This is a genomic window from Nostoc sp. CmiVER01 (assembly GCF_034531135.2).
Classification (GTDB): domain Bacteria; phylum Cyanobacteriota; class Cyanobacteriia; order Cyanobacteriales; family Nostocaceae; genus Nostoc.
The window spans coordinates 473,692-495,593 of the sequence record NZ_JAVRBU020000003.1; the positions used below are offsets into that span (position 1 = coordinate 473,692).

At 39.0% G+C, this 21,902-nt stretch carries 13 protein-coding genes and 1 tRNA gene; 12 read left to right on the forward strand and 2 right to left on the reverse strand.

The annotated features are described in order from the left end of the window. Positions 1-97 precede the first annotated feature (97 nt). Positions 98-289 (reverse strand): hypothetical protein, encoded by a 192-nt coding sequence (locus RMZ43_RS07075; protein WP_322655259.1) that lies wholly within the window; start codon positions 287-289, stop codon positions 98-100. An 859-nt stretch (positions 290-1,148) separates the two neighbouring features. On the opposite strand from RMZ43_RS07075, the gene thrC reads away from it, so the two are divergent. The 12 genes from thrC (at position 1,149) to RMZ43_RS07135 (ending at position 20,150) form a co-directional block, all read left to right on the forward strand. Next, positions 1,149-2,240 (forward strand): threonine synthase, encoded by a 1,092-nt coding sequence (gene thrC, locus RMZ43_RS07080; RefSeq protein WP_322646060.1) that lies wholly within the window; start codon positions 1,149-1,151, stop codon positions 2,238-2,240. A gap of 237 nt (positions 2,241-2,477) precedes the next feature. After that, positions 2,478-3,068, forward strand: coding sequence for a chromophore lyase CpcT/CpeT (locus RMZ43_RS07085; RefSeq protein ID WP_322655260.1), 591 nt, complete (start codon positions 2,478-2,480; stop codon positions 3,066-3,068). Between the two features lie 301 nt (positions 3,069-3,369). Then, positions 3,370-3,440 (forward strand) — tRNA-Cys (locus tag RMZ43_RS07090). 229 nt (positions 3,441-3,669) lie between these two features. Further along, on the forward strand, positions 3,670-3,918 hold the full coding sequence (locus tag RMZ43_RS07095) for a hypothetical protein (protein WP_322646046.1): 249 nt from the start codon (positions 3,670-3,672) through the stop codon (positions 3,916-3,918). A gap of 1,278 nt (positions 3,919-5,196) precedes the next feature. Continuing rightward, positions 5,197-6,132 carry a LicD family protein gene (locus RMZ43_RS07100; RefSeq protein WP_322655261.1) on the forward strand — a complete coding sequence of 312 codons (936 nt, stop codon included), beginning with the start codon at positions 5,197-5,199 and terminating at the stop codon, positions 6,130-6,132. 175 nt (positions 6,133-6,307) lie between these two features. Then, the gene (locus RMZ43_RS07105) at positions 6,308-8,125 is read left to right on the forward strand and encodes an aminotransferase class I/II-fold pyridoxal phosphate-dependent enzyme (protein WP_322655262.1); all 1,818 of its coding nucleotides are present in this window, start codon (positions 6,308-6,310) and stop codon (positions 8,123-8,125) included. 37 nt (positions 8,126-8,162) lie between these two features. Further along, positions 8,163-8,861, forward strand: coding sequence for a class I SAM-dependent methyltransferase (locus RMZ43_RS07110; RefSeq protein ID WP_322646043.1), 699 nt, complete (start codon positions 8,163-8,165; stop codon positions 8,859-8,861). A 642-nt stretch (positions 8,862-9,503) separates the two neighbouring features. After that, positions 9,504-9,668 carry a hypothetical protein gene (locus tag RMZ43_RS07115; RefSeq protein ID WP_322646042.1) on the forward strand — a complete coding sequence of 55 codons (165 nt, stop codon included), beginning with the start codon at positions 9,504-9,506 and terminating at the stop codon, positions 9,666-9,668. A 939-nt stretch (positions 9,669-10,607) separates the two neighbouring features. Then, a complete protein-coding gene (locus tag RMZ43_RS07120; RefSeq protein WP_322655263.1) occupies positions 10,608-11,771 on the forward strand; it encodes a glycosyltransferase in 1,164 nt (387 codons plus the stop codon). A 120-nt stretch (positions 11,772-11,891) separates the two neighbouring features. After that, on the forward strand, positions 11,892-13,673 hold the full coding sequence (locus RMZ43_RS07125; protein ID WP_322646037.1) for a glycosyltransferase: 1,782 nt from the start codon (positions 11,892-11,894) through the stop codon (positions 13,671-13,673). Positions 13,674-13,756: 83 nt separating this feature from the next. After that, a complete protein-coding gene (locus RMZ43_RS07130) occupies positions 13,757-18,358 on the forward strand; it encodes an NHLP family bacteriocin export ABC transporter peptidase/permease/ATPase subunit (protein ID WP_416212458.1) in 4,602 nt (1,533 codons plus the stop codon). A gap of 484 nt (positions 18,359-18,842) precedes the next feature. Further along, positions 18,843-20,150 carry an NF041680 family putative transposase gene (locus RMZ43_RS07135; protein ID WP_322646036.1) on the forward strand — a complete coding sequence of 436 codons (1,308 nt, stop codon included), beginning with the start codon at positions 18,843-18,845 and terminating at the stop codon, positions 20,148-20,150. Between the two features lie 114 nt (positions 20,151-20,264). Here the strand turns inward: RMZ43_RS07135 and RMZ43_RS07140 are convergent, their stop codons facing one another. Beyond that, positions 20,265-21,704 (reverse strand): NHLP bacteriocin system secretion protein, encoded by a 1,440-nt coding sequence (locus RMZ43_RS07140; protein ID WP_322655264.1) that lies wholly within the window; start codon positions 21,702-21,704, stop codon positions 20,265-20,267. Positions 21,705-21,902 lie beyond the last annotated feature (198 nt).

The window sequence follows — 21,902 nt, forward strand, 5'->3', positions numbered from 1 at the left end:
GCCCCTTACTCAAATTCCCCCCTCACTTAAATCTAGATTAGAGAGGGGAAAAGCGTAGGCCTAGCCCGTCGTAGACATCGCTATCTCCAAAATTGAACTATTCTTTTTGGTTGGTTTCGGCTAGACGTTGCTGCTTCAGGTTTTCTAAGTGCTGTAACAGAGAGTCTACCTCTGCTTGTAAATGCATCAACTTAGCTTGCTGATCGTCTTGATAATAAGACTTGGTTAACTTACTGACCCAGTTAGCGTGGGACTCGTGATCGGAAACACTAGGTAAACAAGTAGGCATCGCTAATTAAATCCAAAACTTAACTCACACCATTAGAAATATTATAATATTGCTTTTTTAAGCTTTATTAAAATATTGTGTATTTTCAATCAATTACTCTAATGGATTTCAGGTTCAATCATAAGAGACAGCGATCGTAATGGCTGTGTTCCTGAGAAAACATCGCTCGAAGTGTGCAAAGCTTCTGTCCACTCAATGGTACTTAGCAATACTTAATTTAGATAGTCTGCTAATTATAGTTGTATTAATTATTCATTGCTGTTACTGAGCAATTTACGTAAAAAATTTTCTGTAAATTATATTAAATTATGCCAAATCAGGTAAAGCACTTGTTGTTCGTGTAAAGTCTTTGTACCAGTTGCCTACGGCACACTTTACGAATGTAGAAGCAAGCTAGCAAGAGTGGCTTTATCAGGAGAAGGATGAAATTACCGCAAGGGTAAGGCAGTTTCCTGCGTATTTTGACTACAAAAATGGATAAGTCAAAGTGCTAAAATATACACAATTTATTAGTTTATCGCCTGTCAAAAAATTGGCTTTTTATAAAGTAGGAATAAGTGTTTCAGAGAGTTCTTACGTAAGTTCCACAGAATTGGTCTATCATTTTTCACTCTGTCAGCATCCCCAGTTCGTCGTGGCGGTTATGATAAACTCACAGTCGAAATAAAATAAAAATGGCAAAATCAAACGCCTGCATCACAAAAAATAATATTCTTAAATAATATTCTTTTGGAATTAGGGGACTCTTAACTAGAAACTGGTAAAGAAAAATTTGTTTTCTTCCTCTTCCCGATTCTGCCCTTCCCTATGCCACCCTTTCTAAATATCCAATCCTTTACATTAAGAAATTTTAAATCCCGTGACTTTGAGCCTGTCTCTTGCTAAATCTCATCGCCAACCCTGGCCCGGACTGATAGAAGCCTATCGCGAATATTTGCCTGTCAGCGAAAAAACACCGATTGTCACTCTGTTGGAAGGTAACACACCCTTAATACCAGCGCCTGCGATCGCAGAACGCATTGGCAGACAAGTGCGGGTTTTTGTAAAATATGATGGTCTCAATCCCACCGGCAGCTTCAAAGACCGGGGGATGACTATGGCAATTTCCAAGGCTAAGGAAGCTGGCGCAAAAGCAGTAATTTGTGCCAGCACGGGTAACACCTCAGCCGCCGCCGCCGCTTATGCAAGGCGTGGGGGCATGAATGCCTTTGTGTTGATTCCCGACGGTTATGTGGCGCTGGGTAAATTAGCCCAAGCTTTACTGTACGGTGCAGAAGTATTGGCAATTAAAGGAAATTTTGACCAAGCCTTAGAAATTGTCCGCGAGATGGCTGAAAGCTATCCGGTGACTTTGGTAAATTCCGTCAATCCCTATCGCCTAGAAGGGCAAAAAACAGGAGCCTTTGAAATCGTCGATGCGCTGGGTGATGCGCCAGACTGGCTGTGTATTCCCGTGGGCAATGCGGGAAATATCACAGCATATTGGATGGGCTTTTGTCAATATCATCAAGATGGGAAGTGCAATCGCTTACCCCGAATGATGGGATTCCAAGCCGCAGGTGCAGCGCCCTTAGTGACCGGTCAGCCAGTAGCAAATCCCGAAACCCTAGCGACAGCAATTCGGATTGGCAACCCTGCAAGTTGGGAATTAGCTGTTGCAGCCCAAACCGCAAGTCAGGGAAATTTTCAAGCCGTTACCGATGCCGAAATTCTCGAAGCTTATCGACTTTTGGCAGCATCAGAAGGTATCTTCTGCGAACCTGCTAGCGCCGCTTCTGTAGCCGGATTGTTGCAGGTAAAAGACCAAGTTCCTACAGGGGCAACAGTGGTTTGTGTCCTTACCGGTAATGGTCTAAAAGACCCAGATACAGCCATTAAACACAATCAAAGTCAATTTAAACAGGGTATTGCAGCAAAATTGGGTGCAGTAGCTGAAGCGATGGGATTTTAAGCATGGAACTCAAAGCGATCGTAATAGCTAATTGAAAAATTGCGTAGCTAAACCCCATCAAAGGTATCATAAGCAGGATTTTTCAGTCTAAAGAGTGTCAAAATAATCCTAGATAATTTTCAAACACTAGTTGATCATCCTGTAATGACCAAAACATACTCATAATACAAGCCTTTAAATTTATTTATGAGGATTATTAATTTTGAATTTTGAATTTTGAATTCGGAGCAAAGCGACGTGACTCATTCTACTGATATTGCCACTTTAGCCCGGTGGATGGCAGCTGACTTTAGCAATCAAGAACAAGCTTTTGAAAATCCGCCTTTTTATGCGCACATTCGCGTGTGTATCCGTCCCCTTCCGTTGGAATTGTTCTCAGGAGTAAGTTTGTTTCTCGAACAAGCTTATGATTTTATGCTCAATCAACCGTACCGGATGCGGGTAATGAAGTTGATTCCGGCAGAAAACTACATTGTTATTGAACACTACACAGTTAAAGAAGAACAAAAGTTTTACGGCGCATCTCGTGATCCCGAACGTTTAAAAGTTTTATCCATTGACCAATTGGAAAGAATGTCAGGTTGCAACATGGTTGTAGAGTGGACAGGTAACAGCTTTAAAGGTAAGGTTGAACCTGGAAAATGCTGCATTGTGGTTCGTGACGGCAAAAACACTTATCTGGATAACGAATTTGAGATTGATGCTAAAGAATTTTTCAGCCTTGATCGGGGAAGAGATTTAGACACTGATGAACATCTGTGGGGTTCTATCGCCGGCCCATTTCACTTTGTTAGATGGAGTAGTTTTGCCGATGAAGTCAAGGTGTAAGAAGTCAGGAGTTAGGAGTGAGGAGTTAAAACTCATAACTCATAACTTATGGTCAACCTGTAATCAGGACTCTTTAGTGATCACATAAAGACTACCATCCTATTATCTCTACCTCAAAAACTTTGGATTTGGTTGATGATGTCCATCTAGCGATCGCTTAATGACTACTAGAAACATCCAGTTAATCAACTATCTTTACCTCAGAATCCTATGCTATCATGGTTTAACTAGCGCCCTATGGCTACTGAATGGATACTAAGACATCTTAGGAACAGTAAAGTAGTTTAGGGAATCTTGCTGTGGCGGCATAGCCAAGTGGTAAGGCAGAGGTCTGCAAAACCTCCACCCCCGGTTCAAATCCGGGTGCCGCCTTCAAAGAAATATAAGCATTACAGGGCTTAAAAGCCCTTTTTTTATGCGAGTTGTAGGGCTTGTTTCCAGAGCCTTCCGAGATTTTTGGGGTAATTTTGGGTAGTTTGGGCAAACAACTGGGGTAAATATGTAAGGCAAAGGTTTTTACCCCAATATGGCGTTGTTGCGTGAATAGGCAAAATGGTAAATTGTACCTATCGCCTATGTTCGCTTGCCGCCTAGCCCAACGATGAAGACCAAAGCCCAGTATAAAGTTAAAAATTGGAACGTTTATGATGCAGCACTAAAGCAACGAGGCAGAGTCTTGTTGTTAAAAAGTCTCAATATCTTACAGTTCCTCTCACCTGGAGTAATGTTACGAGATTCTGATCCACAGTTGCAACAATTGAAAGCGTTGGCGGTGCAGTACAGGCAGGTTATTAAAACTTACTTGAAGCTTTCTATTTCGGAGAAATATACTCCAATTGCGATCGCTTAGAAGTTACTGGATAAGGTGGGTCTAAAGTTGAATTATGTTGGTCGGTTCGGGGCGAGAGAAAATCGTGAGCGTGTTTACCAGTTTGTTGAAGCTGACGATGGGCGTGAGGTAATTTTTCAGGGGTGATTAAAGCGTGATGAAAATGCCGTGTCCACCACTGATAATAGAGAGATATATACAACTAGCTTGGACATAACATTGCAAGAAAGTTCCCAGACATGAACTGCATCTTTTTTTTGGTTGAACAAATTTCCGGCTGAAAGTCAACCTTTCTACCCAACCCAGTTTGATATTCAGATGTCATCACAGACATTGCTGGAAGACATTGCTGGAAGAAGTTTAGATTTTTATTTGAAACTATCAACGAATTCCCATCCTTCAGTTTTGACACAAAAGAGCGTAAGCAACACCAGTATGTGTAGAAATTATTGCAGAAACGAGATTTTAGAATTATTGAAAACTGGAGTTCCTTGAAGTGCTAGAAAACACACTTCTTTGATGAGGCGATGGAGTGACAGAAAATAATGCAGAGATATTCTTTGAAAGAGTGAAATTACCAAAATCTATCGATAAACAGAAGAATAGAATTTCTGTTCTAGGGGGTTGGAATTTTGAATCGAGAGTTAGCCAATTAATAGAGATAGTAATTATACTCAATATTTCTCTTAACAAGTGAATGATTGTATATTTGGTTACAGTTTTACTTATTTAGTAAAGTAGAAAAAGTGGGAAAAGTAGGATGTTTTATGCTAACCCTTGATTATGCTCTTAACTGCATACCTATTAAGTATGCAGTTAAGAGCTTGTATCTACATAGTTCTACATAATTTTTATGTTTGAAAAGATTAACAGTCTTCCAGCAACACAGTCAGCTGAAAATAATCAACTATCAAGGCTAGAGTAAGTCGAACAATGGGGAGAACTTGAAACTATCGAGGGACTATCAGAAGAGGAACTTTTTTTATAACAGGATGGTTAGATATATCAAAACCGGATGATGTATAAACGACACTCGGCTGGACTTTGTATACTCAGGCAACATTTATGCCCAGTTAATAATTATTTGTCGCATGTGACAAATTGTTGGAGAGGATTTTTTGGGAAGATGGGACTGGCAATACGGTAAAATGACCCAATATCAAATTCTGAACAACTTGTAATTTATCATCTTCATATTTTTATCCTGGGCATCAGTCCAATGATTTGGTGTAAGGTCGAAAAACTAGGGTATCACTAAGTTTTGATTTAATAAAGTTAAGAGAGTAAAAAAATAAAGTCATGGATAATACTAAAGCAACCTTAAATTTAATTGAAGCAAAAGAAATTTTAGATACTTTAGGAATTCATTTTTGGTTAACAGATGGTACGCTTTTGGGTTATTATCGGGAAAATGATTTTATCAAACACGATAAAGATATTGATATCGCATTGTTTGCCAAAGATTACACTGAAAAAATTGCTGAATCTTTTGCCATTCAAGGGTTTAAAGTTAAAACAAGGGGAACTCAAGCAGAAGGTTTACTATTGTCAGTTTATAAAAATGGAATTAATTTAGATTTATTTTTTGCTTATGAAGAGAAAGATTATATATGGTACGCCTGCTGGGCAAAGACACATGAATTGATCGAGAATTCCAATGAGCTAAAATATGAACTGGTTAAATTTGCTTATCCAAAGACAAAATTTAAAAAAATTATCTTTAAAGAAAATGAATTTAATATTCCTGATGATGTAGAAAAGTATTTAAGTTGGGTATATGGAAATTTTTGGAAAATTTCAGAGCCTGACTGGGATTGGACTTCACCAAAAAATATCATTGATGCCCCTTGGTTACAGCTACCAGAAATATCGCTAAAACGCAACTTGAAAATAATTTCTCATCTTTATATACAAGTTTTATATAGCTTAATTGAGCAATATAAACGAAACCCTTTAGATCCAGATATATTGTCTGCATTACAAAAGGCTAGAAAACAAAATGCTGATTTCTGGATGAGTATCCCACCTGAGGAAATTAAAACTACATACTCAGGGCTTATGAAAAAATCTCATCAAATTTTAAGGGAAAGTCGTATTCAGAACGGAACTACTGCTCGGAGTGAGCTGAATATTATATTTAAGATGCTAAACCAAGCTCAAGAGCGTAAGTTAGAGCAGAGCCAATATTTACTCGCAGCTTTGCTTTACATTCGTCCCGGTCAATTGCAATTGTAGAAGGATACCGATACGGTGCAGGTAACGCTTGCTCGTCCCAATCCTTGAAAATTTGCACTTTTTATTTACTTACTTCACTAAACCCGGTAGTCTTAAATAGGTAAGGATGAATTGTATTAATGCGATCGCAGGTAGAAAAACTCAATTTTTAATTGACAAATACTGATATCATCAAATGAAGGCAGACCAGAGTCAATTCAAAGTAATCATTTTGGCGGCTGGATATGGCAGGAGAATGCGCCCCCTCACCTACCAAACTCACAAAACCCTATTGCAAATTGGCGAGAAAACAGTTCTGCAAAGAATTATTGACGGGATACTTGAGTATCATCTCACTGATATTACCATTGTGACAGGTTATCGAGTTGCAGAGATAAAACAGCATATCGAGCAAAATTATCCCGATTTAGCTATTAACTACGTACATAACGAAAGATATGGGGAAACAAACAATATTTACTCCTTATCTTTAGCTTTACAAAATTTGTGTATAGATAAGGATATTATCCTGATTGAATGTGACTTAATCTTTGAACCAGCTATTCTTGAGCGTTTACTGAAATCGTCGTATAAAAATGTTGCTTTGGTTGATCGCTACAGAAGTGGTATGGATGGGACTGTAGTTACTATATCGAAACGAAAAATCATCACGAATGTTATCCCTCCCCATCTCCAAGACGTTGACTTTGATTTTTGTGACAAATATAAAACTTTAAATATTTATCGTTTTTCTCAGGAATTTTGCAATAGTTCTTTTGGAAAAATACTCCAATACTACGCTCAAACTATTGATGATAATTGCTACTATGAACTGATTGTGGGATTAATTATTTACTTACAAAAAGAAGATATTTTTGTTGAAATTGTAGGTGAGTCAGAAAAATGGGCTGAGATTGACGATCCTAACGATCTAAGAATTGCTCATTTTATCTTTGATAAATCTAAGCAGAAGACTATTTTAGATAGTTCCTACGGAGGCTATTGGAACTATAATATTCTTGATTATTGCTTTATCCGCAATATGTATTTTCCTACCAGTTCTGTTTTATCTGAAATGAAAAACAACCTGGTATCTCTAGTTCAAAACTATGGTTCTACCCAAACTATTCTCAACCGTAAACTTGCTACCTATCTTTATTGTCAGGAGGAGAAGGTTACTGTTCTAAATGGTGTTTCCCAAGTTTATCCGATTGTAGAACAATACTTAGCTGAATTTAGAGGCTTGCTTCCTAGTCCTACATTCGGTGAGTATAGTAGAATTTTTCCTAAAGCTATTACATACTCAGATCGAATAGGAATAGATACTACAGAAATTCTTGAAAAAGCTCAAAACTGTGATTTTATTGTATTTGTCAACCCTAATAACCCCAGTGGTTCTTTACTGGAAACAAAATGGATCTATAATTTTGCTGCTACTCATCCTGATAAAATAGTGATTTTAGACGAATCATTTATTAATTTCTCCGACCAAGAAAGCATTCTACCTTTACTCGAAAACGCTCCACTATCTAATGTAATTCTACTAGTAAGCTTAAGTAAAATACTAGGAGTTCCAGGTATTCGCTTGGATTATGTTTACACTGACAACAAAGCTTTTAATGCTTATCTCCGTAGCCACATACCCATTTGGAATATAAATTCCCTAGCTGAATACTTCTTAGAAATTATCCTGAAACATCGAGAGACGATAAAAGCATCTTTCCAAAAAACTAAAGAAGACCGCGAAGAATTTGCTAAGGAACTTAAGTCACTTCCTGGCGTTAAACAAGTTTACTCTAGTGGCGGAAATTTTTTACTGCTTTGTCTTGACTACGATCTAAACTTTAAAAATAACTTGACTCAAAAATTATTGTCCGCACATGGTATATACGTTAAAGATTTATCCAGTCGCTTTAGTAGTAAAAAATTCTATTTAAGACTAGCTGTTAGAAGTATTACTGACAATGATATTTTTCTCAAAGCTTTTCGAGAGGTTGTAGCTAGTTTAAAATAAAATACAAGTATTTTTGTAAATTAGCAGGTAAATAATTATGATAAACAATTGGCAAAAAATTTGGAATAATAGACAAATATCTTCAGCAGATAAACCTATCTTAGAACAGTTAATTGCCATTGATGGTTTTAGTTCACCATTTGGTCAGCTAAGTCAAACCGAAGCATGGATGGAGTATTTTGAAGGCATAGTTACTAAGTTAAAAATTGAATCACAAGATTCTATCTTTGAAGTCGGCTGTGGTTCAGGTGCTTTTCTTTATCCCTTTTACCAAAAAGGACACAAAGTAGCAGGAATTGATTATGCAGAAAATTTAGTTAAAATTGCTTTATCTGCTATGCCTCAAGCTGATATTAAAGCTTGTGAAGCTATTGATATTCATAGAGAAGAACAATTTGATCTTGTAATTGCTAATGGCGTATTTTTGTATTTTCACGATTATGATTATACTGCCAAAGTTATTAAAATAATGCTTAAATTAGCGAGAAAAAGCATTGGAATATTGGATATTCCCAACCTTTCTAGAAAAGAAGAAGATATGGACAGAAGACGAGAAGCAATTGGAGAAGAAGAATATAACAAGCAATATCAGTTTTTAGAACATTTATACTACGATAAAAATTATTTTCACCAACTTTTAGTTAATGAACCTGTTAACATAGAAATTGAAAATCAATATATTGCCAATTATGGAAATAATGCATATCGCTTTAATGTATTTATTTTCAAAAAGTAGCATAAATTTATATTTACATTTACGTAAAAGATTAGACGTGAACATCCCAATTTTGCAAAAATAAAAGAAGAAATATTATTTCTGAGAAATAGCCGCGAATAATATTTTGACTTAATCGTGTGCTTCTTGTTCCTCTTGCTCAGTTTTAGAACTAATATCGAGTAAGCAATCATCAAAAGTATGAATGATTTTCTGTTACTTAATAATATCTTGGCGAATGGAGAAAGTGAAGATCGCAGGGATACTTGGAGAAAACCCAGGTTTTGAGTATTTGCAAGAATGCTGGAATGATGACCTTGCAAAGCAGGATTCTCATTAATAAACTATTGCTGAAGTTTCCGCAGTAGGGGGATTGCGATTGTGGATGGAGAGTTGCTTAATCCGAATGGGTAGTGTTTACTCTTAGTATACTTGCTCTTTACAATCAAATTGTTTAGCAAATACTGTTAGTAAAGGTGAAAACTAGAGTTTTTTCATATTTATTAATGTAATCAATAGTTAATAAAATTATGTTTTTAATTAGTAAAAGTGGGAAAAGTAGGATGTTTTGTATAAAACCTTGACTATACTGTTAATAAGTGGTAGGTTAATACATGGTAAAATAACAAATTAATAAACAACATCGGAAAAGGAGAAACAAAAATGGAACCTTTACAAGAACAACCCATCAACGAAGAAATTCTGGATGGTGAACTTCTAGATGGTGAACTATCAGAGGAAGAATTGAAAATAATAGCAGCCGGATTAGCGGACGTGAATTTCGATTTAGGTGGATGCGGCGGAGTACACACCCGTATTCATTTATAAGGCAGATAAACCGGGTTTAAATGCAAAGTCTCAATGAATTTAATCTCTGTTTTGTCACTTTTGGAAAACAACAATCTCAGCTAATTCCTGAGAGTTTGATTTAATCCAGATTTGAGACTTTATTTTCTAATAGAAGCTAAAGTTTATATACAAAAGCTGGAAACCAAAGCCCCATAACATTTTAGGCTATTGGATTTTCCACAAGTGACAAAATAGGGTTCATATAAATTATCTGTGAAGCTGCACATTATATATTTTGGTCTCTTTTAACCCAATATTTCTCAGTTAAGGGAAAAAGGGAAAAGGGAGAGAAAGGACGTGATATGACTGTTGCTTCTTAACACGAGAATAATATGTGCCGATTGTGTAAGTCCTGATATTATTGAAACGGTCGGGCATTTTATTACTTGTAGATGCCTTATTGAGAATGCGTAACAGAGTATTGAGAGTTTAGGGGTTGGTGAGCGCTTTCTCACAAATGTTACAAAAGCTCCAAGTAATGGATTGCAACCTTCAAGAAAGTGTAGATGATAGTTCTTTTGATGCATCTTGATATGAAAACGGTATAACTAAGAAAATTTTTAAGCGATCGCTAATTATGTCAGGCGATCGTCAGAAGCTTAAAACTCTTGCTTTCAGAGAAAATTTCAGAATTATTATTTGAAAAGTTCTGAAAGAATCAACCAGGCGATTGCGAATGCGAGTGTGTGCGCTTTGTGCATCTTAAGCATCAGCCAAGCTAAACTTAGCTGTCCAGTGTTAAAAGCTTAGGGGGAGGACTGTCTCTCGCACGGCTTTTCGGAAATACCGCTCGTTTCAAAATAGTGCATTGATAGGTTGTTTTTGTTGCCCCTTGCAAAATTTCTCGTCAAGCCTATATCCGCATGATTCATTTAAACCCAATCCCCGCTCGCCAATCCCCTTTACCACTACCTAGACATGAGTACTATAGTCATCACAAGTAACGGTACATTAGGAGACAACTTGCCTTATATCGCACTTGGAAAAGCCCTGAAAACTAGAGGGCATAAAATACGGACAGTGGTAAATGAGGCGGTACATTCCTATGTTTTAAAAGCTGGACTGGAAGCTGCCACGGGGTACCCAAGGATTGGTGCTGAAGAAGTGCGACGTAATGCACAAGTATGGAACCAATTACCTTCATTGAGGGCACAGTCGCCAGACAAAACCAAATCTGTGAAACACAAGCATAACATTTTGCACGCTTGGAACCGTCTGTTTGAGGCATGTGATGATGCAGATATATTAATTTCTGATTTTGAGCAGGATACACTTGCAGGTGTAATAGCGGATACTTATGATCTTTGCTGGGTTCGAGCTTGTGTGACTCCATGTTATCAGTGCTATTCTAGCCCACAAATTAAAGATAAATCTTATTACCATAATTGGTGGCTAGATAACAAAAAATCAAACCGCTTTCTTTTGGCTGCCAGTCCTCATTTTAGCCAATTATCTCCAGAATATTCTCAAGTAAATCAAACAGGTTTCTGGTTTTATGAAGATTCCGATTGGAGAGATGAAGAACCTAGCAAAGAGATTAGGGAATTTGTTGAGCAGGAACCTAAACCTTTAGTGCTTTCATACAGTAGTCAGCCTCTGGAAAATCCCCAAGAAATTGTGTCAGTTCACGTCCGGGCTGCGGCTAAATTGGGTCGGCGAATTTTGATTCACCAAGGCTGGGCAGACTTTAATCAAAGTCATTTACCATCAGACATCGACTGGGATAACGTCATGTTTGCAAATGGTTTTGTAGCGCACGATTGGTTGTTTTCCCGTGCCGCCGCCGTGATTACTCATGGCGGAGTCGGGACGATCGCGCGTTCGCTGCGTAATGGCTGTCCACTGCTGGTGGAACCCTTTGCCTTCGATCAATTTTTTAATGCCCTACAGGTGCAGAAATTAGGAGTCGGAGCGGCTATGGACTCACAGAAGCTGACAGCGGATAGAGTTGCTAATGTTTTAGAAAAAAAAGTATTGACACCTGATTATAAAAGACGGACTGTTGAAGTTGGTGAGAAAATTAACGCTGAACAGGGTTTAATCACAGCTTGTGACTTAATCGAGAACTGGCTGTCAAGGTAGTGTTAAGCTGACTTTTTACGGGAAGTTCTTAAACCACGAAACAGTACAGCGTTGCTTTTTTGACAGCCTTATTCGCAATAGAATTCATTCCCTTAGCCAAGTATTATGGAAACTAACCAGATGAAACAATCTGTTTTAGTGATTACCGGAATGCATCGTTCTGGTACATCTTTTACTGCATCTTTACTTCAAAGTGCGGGGTTAAATATTGGTCAAAGACTGTTAGAAGCAAGACCGGATAATGTTAAAGGCTTCTTTGAAAATATTGACTTTCTTGAATTTCATCAAATGGTTTTGAAGTCACAAACACTAAAGGATAAACAGTGGACTATAGACAAACAAATTAATGTAGATGAACGGGATATAGAAAAAGCAAAAGAAATCATTGCCAAAAATTCACAGGCTCCAATTTGGGGATGGAAAGACCCGCGGACTACGCTTTTCTTAGATTTTTGGGAATCTTTACTCCCAGAGGCTAATTTTTTACTAATTTACCGCTCACCGTGGGAGGTGGTAGATTCCCTCTACCGTCGAGGTGAGGACATATATTTTAAATATCCACATATACCAGTAAAAACGTGGATACAGTATAATCAAAAGCTAATAGAGTTTTATGATAAATTTCCTAATCGTTGCCTTTTAGCTAGTGTTTATAGCATTGCTGAGAATACTCAAGATTTTATAGATGCAATCAATGCAAAATTCCAACTGAATTTAGGAACTCCCAGTTCAAATATTTATGACGAATCTTTACTTAATAATCAAGTATTAGATACTTATAGACCCACCCTAGTTAGTTCTTGCTTTCCTGAGACATTATATATTTATAGGAAACTTAATATAAGAGAAGTACCACTTGGGAAATATCCTAATTATTCATGGCTTGAAAAGATAAAACCTTTTGACATGAGCGGAGCTTTTCAAGATTGGATAAATATTCGTACTTTAGAACAAAAAATTAAAAAACTAGAAGTTGAATTAGAGCGAACACAAATTCAGACTATGCCAAATGTTAGCGTCATTATTCCCACTTACCAACGGGCCGATCTAGTTTCAGAAACTATTGAGAGTGTGTTAGCACAAACATACACAGACTATGAAATTATCGTTGTCAATGATGGTTCCACAGACAATACTAGAGAAGTCTTAGCCCAATTCAAGGATAAGATTACTGTTATCCATCAAGAAAATAAAGGATTACCTGCCGCTCGAAATACAGGGATTATAGCTTCGCGGGGACGATATATTGCCTTCGTTGATGATGATGACCTATGGATACCATATAAGCTGGAAAAACAGGTTGCCTGTTTTGAATCCAATCCAAATATTGGTTTAGTCTATTCAAATATGATCTATTTTAAGGATAATCGTGTGTTTTCTTCCAAAATGTGGCCAAAAGGAAGTCACCCATCTGGTGTCCTACAGGATTGGATGTTATTTATGATTGATTATATACCAGTGCCTACTGTGGTAGTCCGTCGAGAATGTTTCGATGAGGTGGGTTTGTTCGATGAAACATTAACTTCTTGCGAAGATTACGACTTGTGGCTGCGAATTATTGAAAAATTTCCTGTTCATTTCTTGAATGAGCCTGTAGCTTTTTATCGCCTGTCTACAAACAGTATGTCAAAAAATAAAGAGCGGATGTTAGTTAATGAGATACGTGTCCAAGAAAAGGCTTTCAGCCGCAACCCAAATTTAAAGAAGTTAGACATCAAGCTACTTGACCAAAATTTTTATAGTAAATATTTAACCCTCGCTCATTTTTATATTGATCGTTATCAAGGTGAGAAAGCACGGCTTGTTTTAGAGAAATATCGGCAAGCCCGTGGTATTAATAGTATCTACGAATGGTTGTGGATAATTAGTTTCCCGGCTCTCAACTCATCACTTCATCTGTGATGAGTAAGCGAGCGGGCAATCCAAGAGCGATCGCTTATCCGTTGCAATCCGCTTTTAAAATCCTGGAGTGGCATTAACTAGATATGATGTGGTGGCAAAATCTCCAAAGGATAATAGGGCGTAAAAGCAAGCGCTGTCATACTCCGACTGTACTGCAAATGGAGGTAGCAGAATGTGGCGCTGCTGCCTTGGGAATTATTTTGGCATACTACGGTCGCATTGTCCCGCTGATAGAACTTAGGCAAGCTTGTGGAGTATCACGCGATGGTGTTAATGCTTTTAACGTTGTCAAGGCAGCCAAAAGCTATGGACTCAACGCTAAGGGCTACAAGAAAGACTTAACTGCACTGTGGCATCTCAAACTTCCTTGCATTGTATTTTGGAACTTTAACCACTTGTTAGTTGTAGAAGGTTTAAGCAAAGAACGAGTTTATCTCAACGATCCTGCTACTGGACGGCGTAGTGTCTCTTGGAAAGAATTTAATGGCTCCTACACAGGAGTTGTCCTTGCTTTAGAGCCTGGTTTAGGTTTCCAAACAGGGGGACAAAAACCTAGCACTATCTTGAGTTTATGGTCACGTCTGCAAGGATCTGTTGGTGCTATAGTTTACTGTGTGCTAGCAGGTTTTTTGCAAGTCATTCCGGGATTAGCTCTGCCTGTATTTTCTCAAGTTTTTGTAGATAGTGTGTTAATTGGCGGTAAAAATGAGTGGTTGCGTCCGCTAATTTTAGGGATGATTTTAACAGCTGCACTCAATGGATTTTTAACGCTATTAAAGTTGCAGTTTCTGCGTCAGTTAAAAGTCAAGCTGTCCGCCAGCATGAAAAGTCAATTCCTCTGGCATATCTTACGCCTGAGCATCAGTTTTTACGATCAGCGATTTGCAGGAGAAATCAGTAGTCGTATACAACTTAACGATAGTATAGCAAATTTGCTTTCTGGGAAGTTAGCTACTAGTGCGATCGCAGCAGCTTCTATATTTCTATATGTAATAGTAATGTTGCAATACGACGTATTGCTAACTTTAATTGCGATCGCCTTTGTCGCCATAAACCTACTTACTTTGCAATGGGTAAGAAGGCATCGCACAGATACGAATACTAAACTAATACAAGAGTATGGAAAAGTCCAAGGCATAGAAATTTCTGCTCTTCAAAGTATAGAGACGCTCAAAGCATCTGGATTAGAGTCATATTTTTTCTCTCGCTGGGCTGGTAACTACACCAAAGCGATCAATATACGTCAACAATTGGAAGTAACAAACCAAGCACTAGGAATTTTACCAACATTTCTGTCAGCTAGTGCATCTCTGCTCATATTAGCTTTCGGCGGTTTGCGAGTCATGGATGGAGCCATGAGCATCGGCATGTTAGTTGCTTTCCAAGGCATGATGCAAAGGTTTCTTGAGCCTGTCAATAATCTGGTTGACTTAGGAACTGACTTGCAAGAGATGGAAGGCAATCTTAAGCGCCTTGACGATGTTTTACATAACCCAATTGACTCGCAGTTAGAACCGAAAAGAGCCAGGGGAGAGGAATTGGGGCAGGGGGCAGGGGGCAGGGGGAAAGATTCTCTCCCTTACTCCCTGCCCCCTGCTCCTTTGCTTAAACTAAGAGGGGATGTTGAATTACGGAATGTCACCTTTGGCTACAGCCAAATAGCTCCACCGATAATAGAAAATTTTAATCTCTGTGTCAAAAAAGGGCAGCGAGTTGCTTTAGTAGGTGCTAGTGGTTGTGGTAAGTCTTCTATTGCCAAACTTTTGTGTGGACTTTACGAACCCTGGCAAGGAGAAATTTACTTCGATGGCGAACCTAGAGAACAAATTGAGCGCCAGGTATTAGTTAATTCTATTTCTGTGGTAGACCAAGAAATCTTTTTCTTTGCTGGAAGTGTCAAGGATAACTTAACACTTTGGGACAGTACTATACTCAACAAAGACTTAGTTCAGGCTTGTCAAGATGCTCAGATTCATGATGTGATTGTTTCTCTACCAGGAGGATATAATGCAGACCTGTTAGAGGGTGCTGCTAATCTCAGTGGTGGTCAGCGACAACGCTTAGAAATTGCGCGTGCCTTGGTTAATCATCCTAGCATTCTGATTTTAGATGAAGCTACCAGTGCCTTAGATGCCGAAACAGAAAACCAAGTCAGTAATAATTTGCAAGCGCGTGGTTGCATTTGCATCATTGTCGCACACCGACTTTCCACTATTCGAGATTGCGATGAAATTATTGTTCTCGAACACGGAAAGATAGTTCAACAAGGAACTCATGAGCAATTACAGAAAATTGAAGGCCCATACTTGCAATTTATTCGTAGCGAACAAAACCTTGAGTTTGAATCTAGTATTGTCTCAATAGCAGCAACTAATTTTACTGACGATTTCTCTATTTCTTGCACTTCTTTAACCGAGATAGATGCTATCAAAAATCCTACACAAGAGATAGATGCAGAATTACTCAGATTAGAGTCAAAGGAACGCCTTGATCGTGAGTTAATGACACAAACCTTGACAGAACTAGCATCTGTACTGCAACCAAGGTCAAATAAAGTAACTAATCGCTCAACGTTGAATACAAATTTCTATTTAACTGACAGCCAGCAAGCTTTATTAGTCGCGGCTGGTGCTGTAGGCAGAGCTTTAGGAATTGAAATTCGTCCCCCAGCAATTTCCGAAGATTCCCAGGAAATTAAAGACTCTGTAGAGGCTCTTGCTCGCGCTTCGTGTATCCGAGTGCGGCAAATTAAGTTGCCAGACAACTGGTGGCGACAGGATTATGACCCGATATTGGCATATACCGAAAAGACCAAGTTGCCAGTGGCATTGTTACCAACGTCTAATACCCGTTATCAACTCTATGCGCCTAGCGAACAAACCTCTGTCCCTGTAGATGCTCGTACAGCAGCAACACTAATTCCAAATGCTTACATATTTTATCGACCTTTAAGCCAGAAACATCTCAAAGTTCTAGATTTACTTCAGTTTGCTTTCCAACGCCATTATAGAGAGTTGATTGTAATTTTCTTGACGGGAATTACAGTTACTTCATTAGGAATGCTCACGCCTCAAGCTACAGCTATTTTGATTGACAAAGCTATCCCTGATGGAAATCGCGCTTTACTGGGTCAAGTTGCTTTTGGATTAGTGGCTGCTAATGTAGGCGCAACGTTGTTTCAATTAACTCAAGGGCTGGCTACGATTAGGCTAGAAACTTTTGCAACTTCCTCTACTCAAGTAGCAGTTTGGGATCGATTACTCAATCTCAAGCTTTCTTTTTTCCGCTCTTTTTCAGTTGGTGACTTAAATTCTAGAGTCACAGCTATTAATCAAATTCACAAAAGATTGGGTAATACAATCTTAAAATCAATCCTTTCTAGCTTGTTTTCGTTGCTCAATCTCGGATTATTGTTCTACTACAATTTTTCCTTAGCTCTATTAGCTTGTGCAGTTGCACTGATAAATACTGCTGTGACTATCAGCTTCGGTATTGCGATCGTCCGTCAAGCTCGCTCGGGATTAAAGTATGAAGGTGAAATTTTTGGCATGGTTATACAGTTGATTAATGGAGTAGCTAAACTTAGAGCCGCCAAAGCTGAAACTCGTGCCTTTGCTTATTGGGGTCAACAGTATACTCAGCAACTAAAACTAATGCTTAGTACGCAAGGTATTAAAGATAGTCTTGCTGTGATCAATAAAGTACTACCTACCTTAACGACAGCGGCTCTGTTTTGGTTTGCTACTGGCTTAATTGCACAATCCCAGGCACTGGGCGAATCTCGCCTATCTACTGGTACTTTTCTAGCAATTAATGTTGCTTTCGGCACTTTTATCAATGGAGTAACTAGCCTCAGCAGTGCAGTCGTAGAAGTTTTGCAAATCTTGCCTTTGTGGCAACGAGCTAAACCAATTCTAATTGCAGAACCGGAAATTAACTTTAACCAAGCAGATCCCAGAAAACTTTCAGGCTCATTAGCTCTAGAGCGTGTTAGCTTTCGTTATGCTAATAATCTTCCTTTGGTATTAGATAATATTAGTATTCATGCTCAAGCTGGAGAATTTATTGCGATTGTTGGTCCTTCTGGCAGCGGTAAATCAACTTTATTAAGACTACTTTTAGGGTTTGAATCCTCCCAATTAGGCAAGGTTTACTACGACGGACAAGATTTAGCCTCTGTGGATATTCATGCTGTGCGCCGTCAATTAGGTGTTGTACTGCAAAATAGTCGGCTGATGTCAGCTTCTATTTTTAATAATATTACCAGTGGTGCAGGCCTTACGATTGACCAAGCTTGGGAAGCGGCTCAAATGGCGGGTTTAGCAGATGATATTGCTGTCATGCCAATGGGGATGCATACAGTCGTAAGTGAAGGCGGTACTAATCTCTCTGGTGGACAACGACAACGGCTATTGATTGCACGAGCATTAGCACTCAAACCTAAGATTTTACTGTTTGATGAAGCTACTAGTGCGCTCGATAACACAACCCAAGCCGTAGTTAGTCAAAGCTTGGATAAATTGAAAGTCACTAGAATCGTTATTGCTCATCGGCTTAGTACCATCTGCAACGCTCATCGCATTTATGTACTTCAAGCAGGCCGGGTTATACAACAAGGAACTTTTCAAGAGTTGGCAACTAGGGAAGGATTGTTTGCCCAGTTGATGGTTCGACAGATGATGTGATTTATACCATAAAATGTCCAAAAAAGTCAAAATATGGGTTCTTGGCAAAGGGGACACTTGAGGAGGAGTATCGCAAATATGAATCAAAACCTGTCTCAAGAATTAGATCGAGAAAGCTTAAGCCAGTTGTCGAAAGAAGAACTGTAGAGATAATTATTGAGCAGAACAAGAGGCTACCGGGAATTACAGAAAATAATCGTAGAGCTACATCTCTAATTACTGGAGTTTAGACTAAAAGCCATATGAGAGAGTGCAAATCAAATAGAACTACAGATTAAAAATATTATCTTTTCAGCCTCAAAACATCCGCGACTTTCGATAAATATGTAATATGTATGTGTGAAATTTAAATACAATAATGATAATCATTATCTTAAATCTGAAACTAGATGGAGAATGAGCAAGAAAAAAGGGGTGTCTGATTGAATACAGTCCCCCTTTTGGCGGAAGGTGAGAAAAGAACTACCATTACTCACCTACCAACATGAAAAATGCCAGACTTGAAGAGTTTCGTCAAGTAGCCTACAAATATTTAGGTAGAGCGAAGGACGCAACTTTTGAATTGACAGATGCCATATTGCTGACTCGCAATGTTTATTCATTAGCAGACTTATCTTTATCACCAGTATTCAGACGCAAGTGGTCAAGTATTTATGAAGCGCTACAAGATAGCAGACCGCAGCGACAGAAACTGATGCAGTTATACATCAAACAGATACCCCTCAAGGGACGACTGTTGTTAGCAGGAGATCATACAAACTGGTCACGCCCAGATGCAGTAACGTTGCAAGAGCGAACTTATGAGCATAGTGGCACATCCATAGCCGGAAATAAACCAATTACCCTTGGTCAAGGATACAGTACAATTGCTTGGATACCAGAAGATTCAGGTAGTTGGGCATTACCCTTGAGACATGAGCGCATAGCTAGTTGGGAAAGCCCAATAGAGAAAGCAATTTGGCAGCTAAAACAGGTATGTGAGCATTTACCCACCAGACCGATTTCAGTTTGGGACAGTCAGTATGGATGTGCGCCTTTTGTCTTAAAGACAGCTAACATTGCAGTCGATATTCTAGTCCGGTTGCGTTCAAATTTGTGTTTATGGGGTGAACCAGGAGCTTATTCTGGCAAGGGCTGTCCCAGAAAACATGGTGATAAATTCAAGTTGAATGAACCAACAACATGGGGTGAAGCAGCATCTGTCTTCGAGGTAGACGATCCCAAACTAAAACGGGTATGCGTTAGCCTGTGGAAAAATCTGCATTTCCGTAAAGCAGTGACACGCCCGATGTCACTTTTAAGAGTTGAACGTATTGACGAACAAGGTAATCAACGAGTATCAAAACCTCTGTGGTTAGCTTGGGTAGGAGAAGAAATGCCTCCAATAGAAGAAGTTTGGCGACTTTACTTGCGCCGCTTTACAATTGATCACTGGTATCGCTTTCTAAAGCAACGTTTACATTGGACTGTGCCCAAGTTTAGTACTCCTAAGCAGTGTGAACGGTGGAGTGACCTGATGCCCCTCATGACTTGGGAATTGTGGTTAGCCCGTGATATCGTGACTGATAATCCTTTACCTTGGCAGAAATCCTCCGATAAATTGACCCCTGGGCGAGTTGCTCAAGCTATGGGAGGAGTTTTTGCGGTGATTGGTACTCCAACAAGCGCACCCAAACCTCGCGGAAAGTCCCCTGGCTGGCAAACAGGAAAAAAGCGTCACCGTAAAAACCGATGCCCAATTGTTAAAAAAACAGTAACTCCACCACGTAAAGAACCATCAGTTGCGGTTTAATACTCAAGATTATTCATAATATCATTCCGTCTCTCATTAACTCAGCACTGCTGGGTATTTTTGGATGGCTTAGTCTAAACTCCAGTAATTACCCTAGCTTCCTGATTCTCAGTATCAATTAATGCCACTCCAAGAGCGGAACAACGGTAGGACAAACGTAATCGGGGCCCTCTCTTCTACAGTGACTTGTACAGTAGTAGTAGTTCCAGGAGTTACTTTCAACTCAGGCCCTTGAGAAGAAGACCATTTGTACTGGCTGAAGGTGTTAGCGTCTGGTTGTAGTCGGGCAGTAACCTGAATTTGTGGCCCCTGTGCCATAAACCCTTGGACGATCTCGGAATTGCCTACTACACTTAATACACTCTCTTTAGTCACTGGATAAGCTGAAATATCGGTAACAGAGCCAATTATTCCACCAAAACGTTCTCGTTGCACTGTGCTAGGCGTGATTTGTATCTTCATTCCTGGTTGAATTTTCTTACCATCACCAACAGGGAAAAATGCTACGCTTACGGGTTGATCTGATGCTTGTTGAGCAGCGATCGCTCCAATTGGTGTACCTTGTAATACAACCTGCCCTGGTGTTGCAGATATTTCTAAAATTCTTCCAGTGTAACTGCTTTTAATCTGGCTGTTCTCTACTAATTGCACTGTTAATTGAGCAATATTTCGTTGGACTTCCTGAATTTCTTGTTTACGGTTAGTGTCAGCTTCTAAGTCCTGTTGTTCTGATGTCACCTCTTTGCTATCTAGTTGTTTTAACTGCGCTTGCAAATCTTTAATTGAGTTCAAGTTTTCTAGATATTGTCTTTCGGCATCTGCTTCTTTGACATCCAGTTGCTTGAGTTGCGATCGCGCTTCATTAATTTGTTTAACTGTGTTTAAGTAGTCTTGCTGCGCCTGGAGTACTGTATCACCAGAAATTGCTCCCTGTTGCAATAGTTGCTGGCGTTTATCTAATCTTTGTTTAAAAGTCGGTAGCAGCTGCTCCGTAGCTTGCAAGCTTTGTATTTGGCTAATCCGATCTTGTCGAATTGAGTCTAGTCCTTTCTCCTTTAAAATTGATGTTAGCTTCTTTGTTGAGAGCAAGTTTTGCTGCAAGCTTTGGCGTTGCTGTTCAATTGCCTGCTTGTCTACATCTTGCCGCCGTTGTTGTAAGGAGTTAACATCACGTCCCTGTTGTTGCAGTTGCGTCAGTTTGTCTCGTACTAGTTGTAGCTGCTTAAGCAGTTCGCTTTGATCTAACGTTGCTAGTACATCTCCTCTGTTAACAAAGCCGCCAACTTTGACATTTACTGTTCGCAACCTACCTGCGATTGGCGATTGGAAAGACGCAACCTTACTGGGGTAAACGATTATTCCAGTACCCGTGACTGTAATTGGGATTCTTCCTAAAATACTCCAAAAAAAACCTGCTGCCACTAACAAACCAACTGCAAATAGAGGTAGCCACTTTTGAGGACTGACTACCTGCATGATTTGGTCTAGTTCTTCTGGAGAAGAAGCCCGTTCTAAAGCCTCTTTGCGAAACAAATTATTTTTAGGATTATTCACCAAATACTATTTAGTATATAAATTACTGTTTTGCCGTTATTAATACTAATCCATTACAGTTAAAGAAATAATTAGCTGGCGTTGCATAATAGAGGGATGAATTGAGGTTCTCTACTGTCAATAGACCGAAAAGTTTTGCGATCGCTGTGTGATGAATACCTGGGAACCTGATTGTTGGCTGAAAAGCTGTGCTTTATA

Coding starts and splice junctions, on each gene's coding strand:
- RMZ43_RS07075 (WP_322655259.1), bottom strand. CDS start 289: ATGCCTACTTGTTTACCTAGTGTTTCCGATCACGAGTCCCACGCTAAC.
- RMZ43_RS07095 (WP_322646046.1), top strand. CDS start 3,670: ATGAAGACCAAAGCCCAGTATAAAGTTAAAAATTGGAACGTTTATGAT.
- RMZ43_RS07100 (WP_322655261.1), top strand. CDS start 5,197: ATGGATAATACTAAAGCAACCTTAAATTTAATTGAAGCAAAAGAAATT.
- RMZ43_RS07105 (WP_322655262.1), top strand. CDS start 6,308: ATGAAGGCAGACCAGAGTCAATTCAAAGTAATCATTTTGGCGGCTGGA.
- RMZ43_RS07110 (WP_322646043.1), top strand. CDS start 8,163: ATGATAAACAATTGGCAAAAAATTTGGAATAATAGACAAATATCTTCA.
- RMZ43_RS07115 (WP_322646042.1), top strand. CDS start 9,504: ATGGAACCTTTACAAGAACAACCCATCAACGAAGAAATTCTGGATGGT.
- RMZ43_RS07120 (WP_322655263.1), top strand. CDS start 10,608: ATGAGTACTATAGTCATCACAAGTAACGGTACATTAGGAGACAACTTG.
- RMZ43_RS07125 (WP_322646037.1), top strand. CDS start 11,892: ATGAAACAATCTGTTTTAGTGATTACCGGAATGCATCGTTCTGGTACA.
- RMZ43_RS07130 (WP_416212458.1), top strand. CDS start 13,757: ATGATGTGGTGGCAAAATCTCCAAAGGATAATAGGGCGTAAAAGCAAG.
- RMZ43_RS07135 (WP_322646036.1), top strand. CDS start 18,843: ATGAAAAATGCCAGACTTGAAGAGTTTCGTCAAGTAGCCTACAAATAT.